19 protein-coding genes are annotated in these 20,370 nt (G+C 42.3%); 6 read left to right on the top strand and 13 right to left on the bottom strand.

Annotated features, from left to right (window positions below; translation table 11 throughout):
• The first annotated feature begins 4 nt into the window (after nt 1-4).
• Nucleotides 5-1,006 carry an anion permease gene (locus V5M37_RS07205; RefSeq protein WP_423801406.1) on the top strand — a complete coding sequence of 334 codons (1,002 nt, stop codon included), beginning with the start codon at nt 5-7 and terminating at the stop codon, nt 1,004-1,006.
• 53 nt (nt 1,007-1,059) lie between these two features.
• Here V5M37_RS07205 and deoC read toward each other — a convergent pair whose 3' ends face one another.
• The gene (gene deoC, locus V5M37_RS07200; RefSeq protein WP_423801405.1) at nt 1,060-1,734 is read right to left on the bottom strand and encodes a deoxyribose-phosphate aldolase; all 675 of its coding nucleotides are present in this window, start codon (nt 1,732-1,734) and stop codon (nt 1,060-1,062) included.
• 221 nt (nt 1,735-1,955) lie between these two features.
• On the opposite strand from deoC, the gene V5M37_RS07195 reads away from it, so the two are divergent.
• Nucleotides 1,956-4,130, top strand: a complete 2,175-nt coding sequence (locus tag V5M37_RS07195) for an MMPL family transporter (RefSeq protein ID WP_423801404.1) — start codon at nt 1,956-1,958, stop codon at nt 4,128-4,130.
• 18 nt (nt 4,131-4,148) lie between these two features.
• Here the strand turns inward: V5M37_RS07195 and V5M37_RS07190 are convergent, their stop codons facing one another.
• From V5M37_RS07190 to V5M37_RS07160, 7 genes are all read right to left on the bottom strand, one after another.
• Nucleotides 4,149-4,490 (bottom strand): cupin domain-containing protein, encoded by a 342-nt coding sequence (locus V5M37_RS07190; RefSeq protein WP_213141127.1) that lies wholly within the window; start codon nt 4,488-4,490, stop codon nt 4,149-4,151.
• A gap of 168 nt (nt 4,491-4,658) precedes the next feature.
• Nucleotides 4,659-5,210 (bottom strand): 2-oxoacid:acceptor oxidoreductase family protein, encoded by a 552-nt coding sequence (locus V5M37_RS07185; RefSeq protein WP_423801403.1) that lies wholly within the window; start codon nt 5,208-5,210, stop codon nt 4,659-4,661.
• A 20-nt stretch (nt 5,211-5,230) separates the two neighbouring features.
• Nucleotides 5,231-5,989: a thiamine pyrophosphate-dependent enzyme gene (locus V5M37_RS07180; RefSeq protein ID WP_423801402.1), complete on the bottom strand. Its 759-nt coding sequence runs from the start codon at nt 5,987-5,989 to the stop codon at nt 5,231-5,233.
• Complete coding sequence (locus tag V5M37_RS07175) at nt 5,986-7,050, bottom strand: 3-methyl-2-oxobutanoate dehydrogenase subunit VorB (protein WP_423801401.1); 1,065 nt, start codon at nt 7,048-7,050, stop codon at nt 5,986-5,988. Before V5M37_RS07175 ends, V5M37_RS07180 begins: the two co-directional genes overlap by 4 nt.
• A gap of 17 nt (nt 7,051-7,067) precedes the next feature.
• Nucleotides 7,068-7,298, bottom strand: a complete 231-nt coding sequence (locus V5M37_RS07170; RefSeq protein WP_423801400.1) for a 4Fe-4S binding protein — start codon at nt 7,296-7,298, stop codon at nt 7,068-7,070.
• Nucleotides 7,299-7,303: 5 nt separating this feature from the next.
• Entirely contained in the window at nt 7,304-7,981 is a 678-nt protein-coding gene (locus V5M37_RS07165) for a hypothetical protein (protein WP_423801399.1), read from the bottom strand.
• Between the two features lie 167 nt (nt 7,982-8,148).
• Nucleotides 8,149-8,469, bottom strand: a complete 321-nt coding sequence (locus V5M37_RS07160; RefSeq protein WP_213141133.1) for a hypothetical protein — start codon at nt 8,467-8,469, stop codon at nt 8,149-8,151.
• A 212-nt stretch (nt 8,470-8,681) separates the two neighbouring features.
• Between V5M37_RS07160 and V5M37_RS07155 the strand changes: the two genes are divergently transcribed.
• From V5M37_RS07155 to V5M37_RS07140, 4 genes are all read left to right on the top strand, one after another.
• Nucleotides 8,682-10,817 carry a YhgE/Pip family protein gene (locus V5M37_RS07155; protein ID WP_423801398.1) on the top strand — a complete coding sequence of 712 codons (2,136 nt, stop codon included), beginning with the start codon at nt 8,682-8,684 and terminating at the stop codon, nt 10,815-10,817.
• Nucleotides 10,818-10,909: 92 nt separating this feature from the next.
• Nucleotides 10,910-12,025 carry a metallophosphoesterase gene (locus V5M37_RS07150; RefSeq protein WP_423801397.1) on the top strand — a complete coding sequence of 372 codons (1,116 nt, stop codon included), beginning with the start codon at nt 10,910-10,912 and terminating at the stop codon, nt 12,023-12,025.
• 296 nt (nt 12,026-12,321) lie between these two features.
• A complete protein-coding gene (locus tag V5M37_RS07145; RefSeq protein ID WP_423801396.1) occupies nt 12,322-13,602 on the top strand; it encodes an SLC13 family permease in 1,281 nt (426 codons plus the stop codon).
• Between the two features lie 11 nt (nt 13,603-13,613).
• Nucleotides 13,614-13,892: a hypothetical protein gene (locus V5M37_RS07140; RefSeq protein ID WP_423801395.1), complete on the top strand. Its 279-nt coding sequence runs from the start codon at nt 13,614-13,616 to the stop codon at nt 13,890-13,892.
• 102 nt (nt 13,893-13,994) lie between these two features.
• Here the strand turns inward: V5M37_RS07140 and V5M37_RS07135 are convergent, their stop codons facing one another.
• The 5 genes from V5M37_RS07135 to V5M37_RS07115 form a co-directional block, all read right to left on the bottom strand.
• Complete coding sequence (locus V5M37_RS07135) at nt 13,995-16,193, bottom strand: glycoside hydrolase family 3 N-terminal domain-containing protein (RefSeq protein WP_423801394.1); 2,199 nt, start codon at nt 16,191-16,193, stop codon at nt 13,995-13,997.
• 191 nt (nt 16,194-16,384) lie between these two features.
• Complete coding sequence (locus tag V5M37_RS07130) at nt 16,385-17,125, bottom strand: response regulator transcription factor (RefSeq protein WP_423801393.1); 741 nt, start codon at nt 17,123-17,125, stop codon at nt 16,385-16,387.
• Nucleotides 17,126-17,251: 126 nt separating this feature from the next.
• Entirely contained in the window at nt 17,252-18,052 is an 801-nt protein-coding gene (gene larE, locus V5M37_RS07125; RefSeq protein ID WP_423801392.1) for an ATP-dependent sacrificial sulfur transferase LarE, read from the bottom strand.
• A gap of 79 nt (nt 18,053-18,131) precedes the next feature.
• Nucleotides 18,132-18,902 (bottom strand): SDR family oxidoreductase, encoded by a 771-nt coding sequence (locus V5M37_RS07120; RefSeq protein ID WP_423801391.1) that lies wholly within the window; start codon nt 18,900-18,902, stop codon nt 18,132-18,134.
• A gap of 20 nt (nt 18,903-18,922) precedes the next feature.
• Nucleotides 18,923-20,191 carry a lactate racemase domain-containing protein gene (locus V5M37_RS07115; protein ID WP_423801390.1) on the bottom strand — a complete coding sequence of 423 codons (1,269 nt, stop codon included), beginning with the start codon at nt 20,189-20,191 and terminating at the stop codon, nt 18,923-18,925.
• Nucleotides 20,192-20,370 lie beyond the last annotated feature (179 nt).

The following is a 20,370-nucleotide window of genomic DNA, read 5'->3' as shown; positions in this document are numbered from 1 at the left end:
TAATATGAGTGCTGTCTTAATACTTACAATCTTAATCGTCATCGGGGCTCTCGCATTTGACTTTATTAACGGTTTCCATGATACGGCGAATGCGATCGCAACCTCAGTTTCAACAAAAGCCTTGAAACCACGCCAGGCAATCCTGCTTGCCGCTGTCATGAATTTCGTCGGTGCCCTTACGTTTACAGGCGTTGCCAAAACAATTTCAAAAGATATCGTTGACCCTTTTAATTTAGCGCACGGTTCAATTGTTATCTTAGCTGCACTGCTTGCGGCAATTGCTTGGAATTTAATTACCTGGTATTACGGAATCCCAAGCAGTTCTTCCCATGCGCTAATTGGTTCCATTGCTGGTGCCGCTGTTGCAGCAGAGGGACTAAATGTATTAAATTACACAGGATTTATAAAAATTCTGGAAGCTCTTATCATTTCACCGATTTTAGCTTTCGTTGTTGGTTTCATTATTTATAGTATTTTTAAAGTTGTTTTTAAAAATTTCAATTTAACAAAAACAAATCGAAATTTCCGATATATCCAAATCGCAACTGCAGCATTGCAATCTTATTCACATGGAACAAACGATGCCCAAAAATCGATGGGGATTATCACCATGGCGCTGATTGCGAATCAATATCTCCCGCATAATGCCGAGGTACCTTTTTGGGTGCAATTATCCTGTGCGTTGGCGATGGGACTTGGAACCTCTATCGGAGGATGGAAAATTATTAAAACCGTTGGCGGTAAAATCATGAAAATCCGTCCTATTAACGGGGTCGCCGCTGATTTAACTGGCGCTGCCATTATTTTTGGCGCTACTTATATCCATTTGCCAGTCAGCACGACACATGTCATCTCTTCCGGAATTTTAGGTGTTGGTGCTTCTCACAGACTTAAAGGAGTAAAATGGGATACAGCCCGGCGGATGCTCGTCACCTGGGTAATTACCCTGCCAATTACCGCACTGTTAGCTGGAATTTTATATTACGTTCTCCATCTTTTCTTTTAGACACGAAAGAGGCTGTCCTTTACAAAGGGCAGCCTCTTTTTTTCATATTAGTATTAGTAATTGCTGGAGGAAACTTCTCCTTTACAGATGGCCACACCTGAGCTTGCGCCAATCCTTGTTGCCCCAGCTTCAACCAATGCAAGGGCATCTTCCCGGCTTCTTACGCCCCCGGATGCTTTAACACCGATATCCGGGCCGACTGTTTCGCGCATTAAGCGGATGTCTTCTACCGTAGCCCCGCCGGTTGAAAATCCTGTTGAGGTTTTAACAAAATCAGCACCAGCCTTGACCGAAAGCTCACATGCCCGTTTCTTTTCTTCATCCGTCAACAGTGAAGTCTCAATAATGACTTTTACTAAGGCTTTCCCCTTCGCTGCCTCCACAACACTGTGGATGTCTGATTCAACTAAATCATCCTGCTGAGCTTTTAGTGCACCGATGTTGATGACCATGTCAACTTCATCCGCACCATTTTCAATCGCATTCTTTGTTTCAAATGCTTTCGTCTCTGAGGTCGTGGCCCCAAGCGGAAAGCCGATGACCGTACAAACTTTAACATCCGGTGTATCTTTAAGTATTTCAGCAGCTGTTTTTACCCAGGCAGGGTTTACACAAACGGAAGCAAATGAATATTCTTTTGCCTCTTCCGCTAATTTCACGATTTGCTCTTTTGTTGCTTCTGGTTTTAATAATGTATGGTCAATCATTTTGGCTATGTTTTGGCTCATTGCTAATTCCCCCTATTTTTAACTCATTATGTATCTTAGTTTGTCCAGAATTACTATAACAAAGCGGTGGAACATTTGTAAATATGTACATTTTCAACTGATAAGAAGGGAAATCTTTATAAAAGGTTTTCTTTTTTAAAAGTCATAAAAAAGTCAAACGTTTATCCCTGTAATATTTTGTATACTTAAATTGATTGTTATTTTTTATTGGGGGTGATGGGGTGGAAAAGCTCGGTGGATTCATTTATCGGAATCGAAAAGGGGTGATGCTGGTTTGGATTTTAGCTATTATCCTGTTTGGCTTTTTCGCTTTGAAACTGCCTGCTGTGTTAAGCGGAAACGGTTTTGAATATAAGGGGGAATATAATGAAACAAGGCGGATTTTGGAAAAAGACTTTGGACAAGCCAATTCCTCAATCATCCTTGTTTTTCAAAAAGAAAAAGGCATCAGCGATGAAAAGTTTCGGGATTTTATGGAGGATACCTTTGTAAGGCTAAAGGACTTTGACCATGCAGAGGACATCATTCCCCCGTTTGCCCGGGACGGTATGATAAAAGGGAATTACGCTTATGGCCTGCTTACCTTTAATAAAAAAGCGGAAAGCCTTGGGGCAGAAATAAGCGATTTAAAAAAGCTGCTGAGAAACAAAAATGGGTTAAAGGTAACGATGACGGGGGAACCAATCATTGTTAAAGATTTAAATACAGCCAGCCAAGAGGATTTGGCGAAAGCAGAGATGATTGGCCTGCCGATCGCCCTGCTCGTTCTCATCCTCGCTTTTGGCAGTCTTGTCGCGTCAGCCCTTCCGCTAATTATTGGTGTGGTATCCATTTTAACCACCATGGGGACAGTATATTTTTTCAGTTACAGCATCGACCTAACCATTTTTATTTTAAATATTGTACCGATGATCGGCCTTGCCTTGAGTATCGATTTTGCGCTGTTATTTATTAACCGTTATAAGGAAGAGCTAACCAGGAAATCTGTTGGCGAGGCCATCGCGATTACCGTAGCCACAGCTGGCAGGTCCATTATTTTTTCCGGCCTCTGCGTCTTTATCGGGTTATCAGGGCTTTGGTTTATCCAAATTGATATTTTTCAAAATGTCGCCCTCGGCGGAATGACGGTCGTCCTTGTTTCTGCAATCTGTTCTTTAACGTTTCTGCCGGCGTTCTTGGCACTATTGGGACACAGAATCAATAAATTTAGCGTTTTACGGATTTCGGACGATCGGGTAAGCGGCTGGTATTTATTTGCCAAGTTTGTCATGCGGCGGCCCGTTCTAATGGCAGTCTGCGCTCTTGCCATTTTGCTGGTCGGACTAATTCCCGTTAAGCAAATGGTTCTGACAATTCCGGGCACCGATTCCCTGCCGCCTAATTATCCGTCACGTGTCGCTTTAGAAAAATTTAAAGAGCATTTTTTCGAAAAAGAAAAACGCGATGAAAAAAAGGTATCGATTATTCTGGAGACCAGCGGCGGTGTGCTGACGAGGGATAATCTCGAAAAGGTAAGCCTAGTGATCAATAAATTGGAGAAGGACCCGTTGGTTTATACGGTAGATTCGCCCTTTTCTGCTTTTGGCATTAAGAATGCAGCGCAATTCCAACAGCTGCTGCTTTATGGTGAAATGAGCAAGCTCACCCCAGTTTTCGATCACTTCGTCCGTGAAAATAAAATGCTTGTTGAAGTCTACTTAAAGACCGGCGAGCATTCAGCTAAAGCCCGGCAATGGGTTAAGGATTGGTCCGCCAAAGATTTAGGTGTGAAGGCTTACGTTGGCGGTCCGATTAAGTTCGAGCAGGAAATCTTTGATGAAATTATCAAGAAGGCCCCGTATGGCTTGCTGTTAATTATGATTTCAACTTTGGTTATTTTGATGGCTGCTTTTCGGTCAATACTCATTCCGCTTAAAGCCATCTTGATGAATGCCTTAAGCCTTGGCTGCACATTTGGAATTGTCGTATGGGTTTTCCAAGAAGGACATCTCGGGGTTTCTCCCGTTAACATCGGATTGATTCTGCCCGTTTTTGTGTTTACGCTTGTATTTGGATTGTCCATGGATTACGAGGTATTTCTTATCTCCCGAATTCAGGAGTTTTATCTGAAAACGGGCGATAATACTGAAGCAACCATTTCCGGTTTAACGTACACGAGTAAAATTATTACCTCCGCTGCAGCGATTATGATTGTCGTGACAGGTGCTTTTGCTTTTACAGGCGTTATGCCAATCAAGCAATTGGGAGTCGGCATTGCGGTCGCCATCTTTATTGACGCTACCATTGTCCGCATGGTCCTTGTTCCTTCTTTAATGAAGCTGTTGGGTGATTGGAATTGGTGGTTCTTTGGGTTCAAGAATAAACGTGATGTATCGCATCGTAAAAAGCCAGCCTGATTGGGCTGGCTTTTGCTGTTAAATATTTTTAGCATATAGCTCGCTTGGAATTTTACTTAATACTACATATAAACTTACAGGTTCGCTGCCCGTATTTTTGAAGGCCATTTCCTCTTCGCTTTGAACATGGATGAGGTCTGCCTCAGATACTGCTGTCTCTGTTCCATCTATGATGATTGTGCCGCTGCCGGTTAGAACATACAGGTAAACCTCTGTTCCCGGGTGTTTATGAGTTGGGAGGGTTTGATTCGGCAGAAAATTTAAAACGAATGCTGTCGTTTCACCCTTCTTATAAATAATCCGTTTTGTGAACTTCTCTTCACTGTATTCCATATATGCTTTAACTGAATTTTTCTCCATTGTTGACGCCTCCTTTATGTTTTTATTATAAATGATAATCATTTTCAGTTAAGTGAGTTTGGTCACTTCTTTTAATATGTCACTATTTTTTCAAAAAAATCGGGCGGGCAGGGAAATGTTACTAGATATACCGAAAAGTGCCAGCCGAATCCCCGGCTGGCCCCCACATTAAACAGGTATTCTCCCCCCAACAAAAGACGCTCCCTTTTGCAATGCCAATTTATTGACCTCAATCAAGTGATGTTTTTCTTCGCCAAGAACCTTCTTCAACGATTCAATGACGGCCCCCTCTGAAACGACTTGCGCATAATACAGGAACGCCCCCAATAAAATCATATTGGCCACACGCGAATTGCCAAGATCATTGGCCATGTCGGTTGCTGGTATTTCAATCAGTTTAATATCTTCCCGCCCAGAAGCCTTGGTCACCAGCGACGAATTAACGATGAGCAGCCCGCCCGGACGAATACGAGGTTCAAACTTGTCAAAGGAAGGGTTATTTAAAATAATCGCCGTTGACGGCCGAGTTACGACTGGCGAGCCGACTGGTTCATCACTGACCACTACCGCACAGTTCGCTGTCCCGCCGCGCTGTTCCGGGCCGTACGAAGGAAGCCAGGAGACACCTTTCCCTTCCAGCATACCAGCATAGGCAATCAGCTGTCCCATCGACATCACTCCCTGGCCGCCAAAGCCGGCAATAATCATTTCCTCAAGCATAATTCCGCCCACCCCCTCTTTTATTTAATCCCTTCTATAGGTATATTTTTATAAACCCCCAAAGGGTAAACTGGTACCATATTGTCCTTTACCCATTCAAGTGACTCCGCCGGGTCTAGCCCCCAGTTTGTCGGGCATGTCGATAAAATCTCAACCATTGAAAAGCCGCCGCCCCTTTTTTGTGTTTCAAAGGCTCGGCGAATGGCCTTCTTGGCTTTCTGAATATGAGGAACATCATGAGTCGATACCCGCTCAATATATGCGGCGCCATCCAGCACAGAAATCATTTCACAAACTTTTATCGGTGAACCGTGGACCGAGACGTCCCGTCCATAAGGTGTCGTCGCTGTCTTTTGCCCAATCAAACTAGTAGGCGCCATCTGTCCGCCAGTCATCCCGTAAATGGCGTTATTTACAAAAATAACGGTAATATTCTCACCACGAGCAGCCGCATGGATGACCTCACTAATACCAATTGAAGCAAGGTCACCGTCACCTTGATAGGTAAACACCATCCGGTCCGGCAGAACCCGTTTCACCCCGGTTGCTACTGCCGGCGCGCGGCCATGGGCAGCCTGCGTCATATCACAGTTAAAATATTCATACGACAAAACCGAACAGCCGACTGAAGCCACGCCAACCGTATCTTCCAAAACAACCATTTCCTCCAAAACCTCGGCCACCAGGCGATGAATGACGCCATGAGTGCAGCCCGGACAATAGTGCGTAGGCTTGTCAGTTAAACCGCTCGTTTTTTGAAAGACTGTCTTCATTGTCATACCGTCACACCCCTGGCAGCTATCATGATTTTTTCAAAAATTTCTTCCTGAGTTGGCACAATGCCGCCTGTTCGTCCGAAGAAGTCCACCGGAGCATGTCCCTCTACAACCAGCCTGACATCCTCGATCATTTGTCCGGCGCTCATTTCTACTGAAATATAGCCTTTTACCCGGTCACGTGTTTCAAGAAAAGGCTTCTCTGGGAATGGCCATAATGAAATCGGCCTGATCAATCCAACTCGGACGCCTACTTCTCTTGCCTTATTTACAGCATTCATTGTAATCCGTGCTACCGTCCCAAAAGCCACCGTAATATAATCGGCATCTTCCGTCAGATACGTTTCAAAGCGCACCTCATTCTCCAAAATAGCAGCAAACTTCCGCTGCAGTTCCCAGTTACGTTTTTCCAAACTTTCGGCATCAAGGTCTAAAGATGTGATCGTCCTAGGAGGGCCGTCCCCACGTGTCCCGGTTGTCGCCCACGGCTTATCAAATTCATGAATTTCTGTACCCTCCGTGAATTCCACCGGTTCCATCATTTGCCCAAGCATTCCGTCCCCCAGCAAAATAACCGGTGTTCGGTAACGGTCGGCAATATCAAATGCATCCTTGGTCAATTCAACAATTTCCTGCAGGCTGGCCGGAGCCAAAACAGGAGTATGATAATCACCGTGCCCGCCCCCTTTCGTTACCTGAAAATAATCCGATTGGGCGGGCTGGATATTGCCGAGCCCCGGGCCGCCTCTGGCAATATTGACGATCACGGCCGGCAGCTGTGCTCCTGCTAGATAAGAAATCCCTTCTTGCTTCAAGCTAAAGCCTGGGCTTGACGAGGACGTCATCACCCGGACTCCTGCCGAAGCGGCACCGTACACCATATTAATGGCGGCAACCTCACTTTCCGCCTGCAAAAACAAACCGCCCACTTCCGGCAGCCGTCTAGCCATGTAGGCAACCAGCTCACTTTGCGGCGTAATCGGGTAACCGAAAAAATATTTACAGCCAGCATGGACTGCCGCCTCTGCAATCACTTCATTTCCCTTCATTAATACTTTCCCCATACAACTACCGCCCCCTATCACACCGTTTGTAATACCTTGACTGGCCTATATACTGAGATGACCGTATCTGGACAAATCTGGGCGCACTTGGCACAGCTGATACAGTTCTCCTGGTCAACAACTTTAGCAGGCCGGTATCCATTTCCGTTTAAATAGTCTGCTAGAAAAATAACATTGGTGGGACAAACCTGCACACAAAGGCTGCACGATTTACAACTGGCTTCATTAAAAACAACTCGTTTTTCCATAGAACTCACCCTTCCCAAGGTAACTTCATATACCGCTCAATAAAAACCGCTTTATATCGGCAAGCAAAATCGCAAGCATCTTTTTTCAGATGATTGGCTATCGTTGTATATAAAAATGGGATATCCAGCTTTTCTGACAATCCACAACTTAACTCATGGCCCCGCCAAACATCTTCCATGGTGGTTTCAAGACCGATGTTGGTATTATTAATAATTCCGGTCACCTTCAAGCGGGATGCCTTTTCAATCTGGCCAATCGTGTATGCCGCCCCCTCTACTGTACTGACATAAGGCCTGTTCGCATTCAAGACAAACCATAATTCCGGCTGCAACTCTTTCCATTCATGATAGTATTGCCCAAGCGCTGTCGCCCCGTCCTTGTCCCCTCCGGCATCCACGATTAACCGATAGCGGGGGTCATGGAGCACCCGGTAAATTTCTCCTGATACAATTGGCAAATCCGCTGAAGCCAAGCGGCTTTGTGGGGCGATTAATTCTACATCATGCTCCCTGAAAACTGAGGCAGCATCCCGGGAACGATAATAAGGGTTGATAATATCCAAATCATTGATGGCAACTTTATCGTGTTTCGTCCGTTCTGATAAAGCCAAATTGATGGAAATCTCGGTTTTTCCGCTGCCAAAATGCCCTGATAAAATGGTAATCCTGCCATTCGCACTCAAATTAACAACCGCCCCCTACTATTTGTAAGCGTTTACAAACGAGTTCTCCAAACCCATCTTCAAAGTTTGCCAATTCCATTATCATGCACATGGAAGTCTGCCGACTTTGACTTATGTCACACTTACGTACAACTCAGAATGGAAAAAAGAAGCTCCTAGGAACTTCTTTATGACACAAATGATAGAATAACTTTTTGCGGAATGTCGGCCATATTATCAGCTTTGCTTTTTAATCTCTCACAGGATGGCAGTTCAAAGGAAAACTCCTCCACATTTGCCGGAATAACTCCATCTTCCTGTAATTTAGCAAACACTCTCTCCATTGCTTCTTCCGTTGAAATCCGATCTTCGGACTCTTCCTCTTGGAAACATTCCACACAGGTCTCGATGATATTTTCCTCAATTTGTTCCTGGGCGAACACTAATTTTGCACCGGCAATCGCTTCAACTTCTTGATTCTCTAATTCAATAATAGTAGTTATATTCATGTCAAATTACCTCCCTGATTTAACTACCACCATTATAAAAAATTTATCTTCTTTTTTATTATGAAGATAGTATTATTCACTATTTGTTCATATGTTTTTGACAAATTTCTGACCAGCATCCTTAGCATTTGCTTTTTAAATCTTGGGTATCAACAGGTAATTATGACAAATACTATTAATTATTAAACATCATTGTTAGGTGATTGGCTGATATGAAGATTTTAAGAATTTATCAAGATGATATAAAAAGTGTCAAGACGAATTGGGCTGCAGCCCTCGTTATTATCGCACTGATGTTTCTGCCGTCTCTTTATGCCTGGTTTAATATAAAAGCGTCATGGGATCCATACGGCCATACGGGCGGAATTCCAATTGCCGTTGTCAATGAGGATAACGGCACTTTCCTAAGAGGAAAAAAGATCAACATCGGTAAAGAGGTTGTGAACTCTCTTAAACAAAATCAATCGCTTGGCTGGGATTTTGTTGATGCTAAAAAAGCGGACCAAGGCGTGAAACACGGAGACTATTTCGCGAGCATTACGATTCCGAATGATTTCTCCGAAAAAATTGGCACTGTCCTCAGCGATAACCCGCAAAAGCCGGTACTTATCTATGTTGTAAATGAAAAAATTAATGCTATTGCCCCCAAAATCACTGCTAAAGGAGCCACAGGCATTAAAGAGCAAATCAGCAAAAACTTTGTGAAGACAGCCAATGGCGTTATTTTTGATATCTTTAATCGTCTTGGTATTGAATTGCAAAAAAATCTGCCAGATATAGAGAAACTGAAAACCATGATTTTTTGGTTAAACGATCATTTGGCAGAGGCCGAAAATATCATCAATACCGCGAATCAAGACGCAGACCAGGCAGAAAAAATCGTGGCGGATTTACAAGTAAAACTCAATGAAGTAGACTCCTTCATGGGACGTGCCCAGCAGCTGTCCGGACAACTGACAACATTTTTTGACAGTAATCAGGAAACCTTCGAAAATCTCGCACCCGCCGTTAAGCAAAATCTCATCTATATGGAGCAAACAGCAGCGGATGTGGAACAGGTCACGGGAATTTTATTATCGAATACCGCCAGTTCAGAGGAAAGGCAAAGCGCACTAAACGATGGAATAACCCGCCTTACCGCATTAATCCGGGCAGAAACTCTTTTAATCAACTTATTAAATCAAATAAATGATTTGGGGACAGCTCCACTTTTTGCTAATGAAATAACACAACTAAACAAGCAAAAAGACTCCGCCGAAAGCCTATTAAGTAATTTAAAAACGATTCAAAGCCTTGGGACACCTTCACAGGACCTGTTAGTGCGGACTAACCGAATTGCTTCGGACCTGTCATCAGGTTTAACTCAGCTTGTGAATCAATATGACAGCAAAATTGCACCGAATTTTGCGCAAATCAGTGCTGCCGCCAAACAAGTTCCCGTCAAGGCAAACGAATTTTTTTCAAACGCTGACCAAACGCTTTCACAAATAAAAAAAATCCTTCAGGATGCAGCAGCCGGAATTGCCATTGGGAAACGGGATTTAGCTCTTATAAAAAGGGATTTCCCTGCTGTAAAGCAAAAAATCACAAATCTGGCCAATCAAATCCGTGAATTTGAAAAAACAGAGGATATCCGTGACATTATTGATTTGCTGCGTAACGATGTCAAAAAGGAAAGTGACTTTTTTGCCGAGCCTGTTCAATTAAAGGAAAAAAGGCTATTTCCGATTCCAAATTACGGATCGGCGATGTCGCCTTTTTTTACCACACTTGCTTTATGGGTCGGAGCAACTCTTCTTATTTCATTAATCCCGGTTGAGATAAGTGGTTTACCTGGCACCTTTCATCCGAATCATGTCTATTTAGGCCGTTTTTTAACCTTTTTGACTATCGCGCTATGCCAATCTCTCATCGTAACCGCGGGTGATATTCTGCTATTAAAGACCTATGTCGTTGATAAGCCCTGGTTTATCTTATTTGGATTATTGATTAGTGCTATCTTTATGCTGATTACTTATACACTGGTGTCCATTTTCGGAAATGTTGGAAAGGGGTTGGCCATTGTTTTTCTTGTCCTGCAAATTTCCGGTGCGGGCGGCACCTTTCCTGTTCAGGTAATGCCATCATTCTTTCAAAAGCTTCATCCCTTTTTGCCCTTCACCTATGCCATCAGCCTAATGCGGGAAGCCGTCGGAGGAATCGAGTGGGATGTTGCCAAACATGACCTTGCCATTCTTTCGGTTATGACCGCGATCACTTTAATATTTGGTTTAGTTTTAAAAGGACCGATTGAAAAATACGGCGGCACCCTGCAAAAAAAAGCAAAAGAAAGTAGACTCATACATTAAAAAGAATGTCGGCCTAATTTTAATTAATAATTGTTTTAAAAAAACAAATAATATTGGGACCTATACTTTTAAAAACAAAGGAGGTCCCTCTATTGTTTAAAAAAACTTCCTTTCTATTATTGGTTACCCTTCTATTCATTTTGCAGCCTTCCGCGACGCATCCGGTTGCAAAAGCATCAATACAGAAAAGCACGACGATTGGCTTAAGATTGCTGGAAACGACCGATTTGCATGCGGATTTAATCAACTATGATTACTATCTTTCAAGGGAAAATAATCGAATCGGCCTCGTTCAAACGGCTTCTCTCATTCGCCAGGCCCGAAACGAAGTGAAGAATTCACTGTTATTTGATGGCGGCGACCACTTAAAGGGGAATCCCCTTGGCGAATATCTGGCCAGAATTAAAGGAATTAACAAAGGCAAGATCCACCCCGTTTACCGGGCTTTCAATCATTTAAAGTATGATGCCATTGCCATCGGCAATCACGAATTTAATTATGGGTTAAAATTTTTAAATGCTGCTTTAAAAGGGGCTGAAATGCCTGCCATTAACGCCAATGTTATTTCTGTAAAAACGAACACCCCATATTTTAAACCCTACGTCATTTTAAAACGAAGTTTAGAGGACCAAGATGGGAAGAAACATAACCTGAGAATTGGAGTGATAAGTTTCATGCCAACTCAGATTATGAAGTGGGATAAGTCGAACCTTGAAGGCAGAGTTTTCCCACGGCCGATTGTAGAAACCGCAAAGGAATATGTCCCCATCATGAAGGCTGAAGGTGCAGATGTTGTAATAGCTTTAGCCCATACGGGAATCACCGACGAACCATATCATCCCGATACAGAGGATGCTGTTTACTATTTAACAAAAATCCCCGGGATTGATGCGATCCTTTCTGGGCATTCTCACAGCGTGTTTCCCGGGCCATCCTATCAAAAGATTGCCAACACCGATATGAAAACCGGACGAATAAATGGAAAACCGGTCGTAATGGCAGGAGCGTTCGGAAGTCATCTGGGGATTATTGATTTAAATATTAAAAAAGTAGCCGGCAAATGGAAGGTCGTAAATGGCCTATCCCAGGTCAGACCGATTGCGGACGAAAACGGCAAACCGCTTGTCCAAACCGATGCCGAGCTGTTTAAATTATTAAAACCTGAACATAAGGAAACGGTTAATACGATCAATAAATTAGGCCACTGAGTCTAAAAAATTTATTTTTTTATTCATAAATTATCCATTGTTTTGCTGAGCGATGTGATTACAATAATAATTGTTGTCCGGCTTTCTTGCTCTGGCTGTTCATTCCCAACGGAGGAATGGGCGGCTACAGACGTAGGCTTGGACAACATCTATTTGTTTAGACACTTTACAACCTATGCAGACTTTTATAAAATTAAATAAGGAAATATTCGGTGAAATTATAGGGAGTCTGTGGTATTTCGGGCTCCTTTTTGTATTCACTGGTTTAGCAGAAATTAGGGAGAAGAGGTCGAAACATGTCAACACAAGCACTCATCGCATTAGGCGTTTTTCTCGTCATCTATGCCTTTATCGTCACAGAAAAGATTCACCGAACCATCATCGCCATGATTGGTGGAATTTTAATGGTGGTACTGGGAATTGTCGGACAAGAAGAAGCGCTTCATCATATTGATTTTAATACCATTGGATTATTAACAGGTATGATGATTATCGTTACCATTACAGCCGAAACGGGTTTGTTCAAATATCTTGCTATATGGTCCGCCAAAAAAGCGGGAGCTGATCCTTTAAAAACGCTAATTATGTTCGGGTTCATAACGGCAGTAGTTTCAGCTTTCCTGGACAATGTTACCACCGTCCTTTTGATGGTCCCTGTTACCTTCAGTATTACTCGCCAACTACAGGTGAATCCAATACCCTTTTTAATAACGCAAATCCTTGCGTCAAATATTGGCGGAACCGCTACTCTGATTGGTGATCCTCCGAATATCATGCTTGGAAGCGCTGTTAAAGAACTAACCTTTATGGAATTCATTTATAACCTTTCAGCTATTTCAATTCTTATCCTTTTTGTGAATATTGCCATTTTGGCTTTCATATATCGAAAACAACTCAAAACATCGCCTGAACTAAAAGCAAATGTAATGGATTTGGATGAAAAAGAGGAAATAACCGATAAAGTGTTATTAACAAAATCGTTAACTGTCATCGGATTAACGATATTAGGATTCTTCCTGCATCAATTATTACATATTGAATCAGCTACTGTTGCTTTAGCCGGAGCTTTCCTGCTGCTTTTATTAACAGGCGAAAAGTATTTGGATAAGGCTTTAGAAAAAGTAGAATGGACAACCATTTTCTTCTTTATCGGACTGTTTGTCCTTGTATCCGGATTGGTTGAGACTGGCGTTATTTCCTTATTGGCAGACAAAGCTGTTCATCTTACTGGTGGAAACGTTACCTCCACTTCGCTTTTAATTCTGTGGGTAAGTGCGATTGCATCTGCATTTATAGACAATATTCCGTTTGTTGCCACGATGATTCCAATGATTAAAGATATGGGCGAACTTGGTATTCAAAACCTTGAACCACTTTGGTGGAGCCTGGCACTAGGAGCATGTCTTGGTGGGAACGGGACCTTGATTGGCGCAAGTGCCAATGTCATTGTGGCTGGGTTGGCAGCTAAGGAAGGACACCATATTTCATTCGGTAAATTCTTACTCATCGCCTTTCCATTAATGATTCTTTCAATTTTGATTTGTACGGTTTATATCTATTTGCGATATTTAATTTAGGAGGGGATTAGATGAAGGTTGAGTATAAATTGAACGAGAAACTGATTGAATTAACGGAAAAGAAAAATGGAGATGATTTTGAATTCTCCATCACCCTTCTATCAAAGGAACAGAAAAAAGGGATTGAAAAGGTCCGACAATATTTCGACGATAATAAGGTGCTGACAGACATTCATTTTTACATTCATGCCAACAACCGCTATCAAGTGATCGTCAGAAACGACTTTTATAATGATTTTTTAATCCAGCTATTTAAGGAACAATTTTTGCTAGAAGTAAAATGGGTATAAAAATGACGGCTGCCATTTAAATGGCAGCCGTTATTTTCTCCATTTTAAACAATTTGCTGAAAAGGGCAAAAGAGCTGCCCCCATGGGGACAGCCCTTACCTTTTATTGCTGAGCATGAGGAGGTGTGCCAATTTCACCCGCATGGTCTGGTTTTCCAACAGCTTTTCCTTGATTATAGGAAAGACCAAATCCATACTCATATTTGTTACCAGCTTTATTTACATAAGAATAATTAGGGGTTTCTTCAGGTGCAAAGCTAGGAACATCGCCAACTTCATTTTCAACTGCTTCAGCACTAGCAGGGATGGCCATCGGCAGCTTTCCAATCGGGTTAAATTCGCCGCGAATGACATCTATTACTGCTTCAGGCTTCGTTCCGTATGTGGCTAGTACAGCAGCCGCATTTGGTTCAATTTGATTAATTAACCATGGACTGATAAAGTTAATTGCCGTAATGGTTGGAACGGTTTTTTGGATTTCAACAATTCGAGCCACATTCGCGATGCCTGTTTCAGGTCCTACTGTGATTCGCGGATTGTTATCCCAGTTGGATTGCGCCGGTTTCACCCAAACAAACGCATGTGTTGCTTCCGAAAGATTATCTACAATCGTGATAGAGGCATCGTGATTTTTAATGGTCTGTTTTAAATTGGCTGTTGCTGCGGCTGCATCTCCGCCAGTGAACATTTCAATATAAAGCTTCACTTTTTGCAGCTTAGCATCTTTTAACGGCAGGATATTTTTATCGTTGCGTAATAAAACAACCGACTTAAGGTGTGCTTCATCTGCTAACGCTTGAGCTTTAGGATCTGCGACAACTTCCAAAGCTTGCTGCGGATTTACATATGGGTCTTCAAATAGACCTAAATTCATCATTTCTGTCAGCAATAGGGTCACAGATTCGTTAACTTCTGATTCTGGTAGTAAACCTGAATCAACTGCATCGATAATTAGCTGCGGGTCGGATGAACCCGAAATAATGTCGGTCCCCGCCTTTATGGCCTTCGCTACTTTTCCTACCGGCGATAAATCTTCGGCACCCCAAGCGTTGTTTCCAACAGCACCCGTATCTGAGTTTACATATCCTTTGAATCCGAGGTCGTTGCGCAAGAAATCTAAAATTCCTTTGTTTAGTGCAAAGCCGACTTCTTCAAATTGCTGAGTCGAACTATATTTAGGCAATCCTTGATCGGCGCTGAACTCGTTACTTGGATACGCGTAATATGGCATAACAGACGTTACATTTGCCTTGATTGCTGCCTTGAAAGGAGGAATGTGATAGTTTAATAAACTTCCCGCAGTTGGATATGGATTAAATTTACCTTCTACAAAGTGTGGATCCAAACCGTTATCACGCGCCCCGCCGCCAGGGAAGTGCTTGACTGTAATCGAAACGCTGTCGCTGCCAAGTTTTTCACCCTGGAAGCCGGTTATGACGTTATAGACCATGTCTGATGCTAGAGTTGGGTCCTCACCAAAGGTGTCTTCGATTCTTGCCCATAATGGGTCTGTGGAGACATCTGCTGTATAGCCATAAACCTTGCGGATGCCAGCCGCTCTCCATTCCTTGGCAGCAATTTGTCCGAATTCCTTAACAGCCTCTGCGTCTCGTGCTGCTGCAAATCCGAGCGGACCAGGCCAGAAGGTGTGCATGCCAGCACCGTCACTATTATTGGTGTAATCTGTGGATGCATGGTTACGCGGATTGGAAGTGACAACAACCGGGATGCCCAATCTCGATTCCTCTGCTAATTCCTGAAGCTGATTCGTATACTTTGCAATCACATCGACAGTCGGAGTTTGCCGGAAGATGACATGGCGCATATTTTTCTTAACAATCATATCATCATCAGCTTTTACATATTTTCCATCAGCCGGGTTGGCAATCGGAGTGTGCGTGTTAATTAACATCATGCCTGCCTTTTCAGCCAAAGTCATCTTTGACACCAGGTCTGCTACCCGCTCGTTAACAGGTTTTCTCCAGTCCTCATAAGGATCTAAACTCCTGTCACCATCTAAATCTCTGAATTGCTTTCCATCCGCCGTTAGGACACCTTTCTTTGCTGCCTCGATTTCTGGTTGTCCAGTAACTGAGTTGGCTGCAATACGATATGTAACCGTATCTGCCCCGCCGTTTCCGGCATTTTGTGAAGCTGGGTCAACATACCCCAAGTCTTCATTACTATTTGCACTTACCTGCGGGACCATGACTGGAGCTAACAGAGATAAAGTAAGTGTACCCGTAAGAAGTGTTTTTCTCAGTCTTGACGTTTTTCTTATTTGTTTTGATACTGACGCCATTTTTCTTCCCCCTATTAATCGGTTTTAGTAAACGCTTTCAACCATAATTTTAAGAGGATATTGAATGATAGTAGTATAGGATATTTTTTGCTATATTTGTGTTTTTTTAATATTTAGAAAAATAAGTCTATTTACCTATTTCTAAATTCCTATTTTTTAAAGCAAAAAAATGAGTCATTTAATAGACTCCGTTAGACGCTTGATTTTCTAAATTCAGAGGGAGAACTACCCGTAATTCTTTTAAAATTATTACTAAAATAAGCTAAATCCGAATAACCAACCCGTTCCGCAATCTCTGACATGCGCAATGATGTATTCTGTAGCAATCTTTTACTCTCTTGTATTCGCAGCTCCGTGATATAGCCAACAAATTTTTTATCGAACTGCTGTTTGAATAATTGACTTAAATAGCTGGGATTAATATGGACATGGTCTGCGGCAGCCTTTAGAGTTATTTGATCTAAAGGGGTTTTCTCTATATATTGTAATACCCTTTCAATGGTAGATGATGGAATTGTATCATCCAGTACTTGAGCCATTTTTCTGCTTGTCTCTTCTTTATTTCGTTTAAATAACCATTTTTCCAGGCATTCCTTTAATTCTTTTTCGTCAATCGGTTTAATAAGGTAATCCGTCACACCGCTCCTTAACGCTTGATGCGCTAATTGGAACTCATGATGAACACTAATGATAAAACAATCCAGTTTCTTGTTTAACTTCGATAGCTCATTCGCCAACGAAAGCCCGTCCATAATCGGCATTTGTATATCTGTAATGACAAGGTCAACGTCATTTTGCTTGATCCAGTCCAGTGCCTCTAAACCATTCCCGCATTCATGGATAATTTCTAGAGGAAGTGCCAACTTTTTGATTGTCCACTTAAGGGCTGTCCGAACCCACCTCTCATCATCAACCAGTAAAATTTTTTTCATTGTGCTCACCTCTACCTACTTTTAATTACCTTTAATCTATCAATCTAAAAAAAGGCTTTGGAAAAAATCCAAAAGCCTTTTTTATAGGTGAATTTTCTATGGAGGCAATACAAATGAAAAAAGCTTTTAGGAAAGAACTTTATTCATACTTCCGCTTTGATAGCCAATTAAATCAAGTGTTATATATTTATAGCCAAACTCTTGTAAATTATGCACAATGGTATCATGATTTTCAAGAATGATTGCCATATCTTTAGGCTCTACCTCAATTCGGGCGATATCCTGGTGAGTTCTTACGCGAACCTGGCGGATTTGTAAGGATTTTAAATAGTATTCTGCTTTTTCCACCTTTGTCAGCTTTTCTTTCGTAATGTACTCACCATAGGCAATCCTCGAAGAAAGACAGGCGAACGATGGTTTATCCCACGTCGGCAAATCAAACTCGCGGGAAAGCTCGCGGATTTCTTCCTTATAGAGGTCTGCTTCCTGAAGCGGGCCGCGAATTCCCTTCTCTTTGGCTGCCTGCATGCCTGGACGGAATTCATTCATATCATCGGCAATAACACCATAAATGACATTTTTAAATCCCTTTTCTTCCATGACAGGGATTAAATGATCAAACAAGCTGCTTTTGCAAAAATAGCAGCGATTTTTACTATTTTCTGCATAACCGGGAATCGCTAACTCGGAAGTTTCAATTACCTGATGCTTCACGCCGATTTTTTCCGCTAGTTTAATCGCCTCTTGAAGCTCGCTTGATGGATAGGTTTCTGAATCGGCTGTAACCGCCAGAACCTTCTCAGGCCCTAATGTCTCGACCGAAGCCTTTAACAGAAACGTACTATCCACACCGCCTGAAAAGGCAACGACAACGGAATCCATTTCTCGGAGAATAGACTGTAATTTACTGTATTTCTCGGTAAGCATTGTCCCCTCTCCCCTCGGGTAAATCAATCTATTTATACTTCATCATTGTTATCTTATTAGGGAATTGACTTCATTATGTTTAAATGGTCATTGCTCCGAAACCGCCATCCACACGGATCATTGCGCCTGTCACAAAGCTTGAGGCTTTCTCAGACGCAAGCCATACAGTTGCCCCTTGAAGCTCTTCAGCTTCACCAAAGCGGTTCATTGGCGTATGGCGCATAATGGATTCAATCCGCTCCTTGTCCAAAATTTTACGATTTTGTTCAGCCGGGAAGAACCCAGGTATAATCGCATTGACGCGGATTCCATTTTGCGCAAATTCACGTGCTAAAAATTGAGTCACGCTATTAAGGCCGGCTTTTGATACAGAATACGTAAAGACGCGGGACAGCGGAGTTGTTGATGAAACAGACGAAATATTAATAATGCTGCCCTTTCTGTCCTGTTCAATCATTCGCTTCGCAAAAATTTGGCAGGTCATCACAATACCTTTTAAGTTTATATCCATGATTTTGTCATACTCATCCATGTCAAGATCAAAGAATGGAGTCGCACTGTTGGTTCCTGGTGCATTCAAGAGAATGTCCCAGCCGCCAGCCCATTGTTCGATTTCAGTTGCTGCCTGCTGCAAGGAATCCTTTGAACTAACATCTGCTTGGAAAGCTTTCGCTTCCCCGCCAGCTTCGACGATTTCCTTTACAACCTTTTCAGCGGTTTCGAGATTGCGGCCGACAATGGCAACCTTTGCCCCATGCTCTGCTAATCCTTTTGCCATAGCTGAGCCTAATACGCCATTTCCACCTACGGCTACAGCCGTTTTTCCGGTTAGGTCAAATAAGTTTGTCATATTGTTCTCCCCCAATTTTTCTAAAATAAATTTCCATTTTCATCAAAGTTAATTTCATATAAATCTGAAACTTGCTCCATATTTGGATGATTCGCTATATAATCGAGCAAAGCTTCAGAAACTTCTATTTCACTGATCTTCAGTGTATTTTTAATACGCACCATTTTCACTGTGGTAAAATCTAAAATATTACACGTCTTAACGGCAGCCTGAATCGCCTGTTTATCATTCGGCAGTGTGGTGGCTATTTTTGTAGGCGACACAACCGTTGAAGTTAAGCCGTTGGCATATGTTCCTTCTAAGTCCATATCGTCCACTAGGCGCTGAGTTGTAAAATCAGCAGTACCTACCCCATTGGCATTTCCTTCGGATTCAGGAGTAACAGATAGCACGACCATTTTATTAACATCAGGTCCACCAGAGGCGTACGGAGTAGGATAGCGGCCGGTAATATTCGGGTCCATTCCATCACCGCTGATATTTTTACCAATTTCATCAATTACAAGAACATCCAATTGATCAAAGAAAAGCTTAGGCAATAGCTCTTTTGCTTTTTTCTGCAGGTCGGCTTCCTTTTCGATAATTTCTGCGGGCGTAAGAACGTCCACTGCTGCCACTTTATCAAAAGCATTTTCAACGGATGCCACACCAAAAAGAACAGGCTTTTTCGCCATGATAACCTTGGCCATTGCCGGAACATTTTCCGCCATATACTTAAAGCCTAATTGGTGGCAGGCCTCTGCGCCTCTTTGCTTACCTAAACCAATGCTAATCATTTTCATAATGCCGCTTTCAACAGGGCCCCTAAAAGCAGTATGTGGTTTCACCCGGTTGATAACGACAATACCATCAGCTTCTGAAGCATATTTATCAATATAAATTGGCAAGCCATTTGGCAGTTCGTCAATTTTAACCACTTCCATCGAGGAGCGAATTTCACAGCCAACGCTTTCTTCTGTGACGCCAAGATGCGCTAACACTTCACGCTGTCCTTCAGCAGTTGCACCGCCATGGCTTCCCATGCTCGGAACAATAAATGGCTTCGCACCAAGTTCCTTTAAGAATCGCACCGTCACTTCCGTTAGTTCAACAAGCCGGTCAAGTCCCCTGCTGCCAACTGCCAAGGCAATTTCCATTCCAGGCTTAACTGTTTTTCTTATATGTTCTTGCTGTAATTTTTCCATTAACGCATGTTCAAGATTATCAATTTTCTCGTCGCTAAAATTCACTTTCACTTTTGCCATCTTCGGCACTGGTATATCTTTTAGTAAGTCTTGAATAACACCCACAATTCTTCACTCCTTCTCTATATCTTTAGTGTTTCCTTATGAAAAATTTACATGTACGGCCATTTTAAGATCTGTTATCATGTAATCCCTTTCAAATTCTTCCAAACAAGGGATGTTTAAATAAAAAATTAATTTGTTTATCAAACTAACAAATTCATTATTATCATATCATTATGATT

This window comes from Neobacillus sp. SAB-20_R2A (assembly GCF_049568635.1).
Classification (GTDB): domain Bacteria; phylum Bacillota; class Bacilli; order Bacillales; family Cytobacillaceae; genus Neobacillus; species Neobacillus citreus.
The sequence above is the reverse complement of the archived record's forward strand: the minus strand, read 5'-3'. Positions and strand labels throughout refer to the sequence as shown.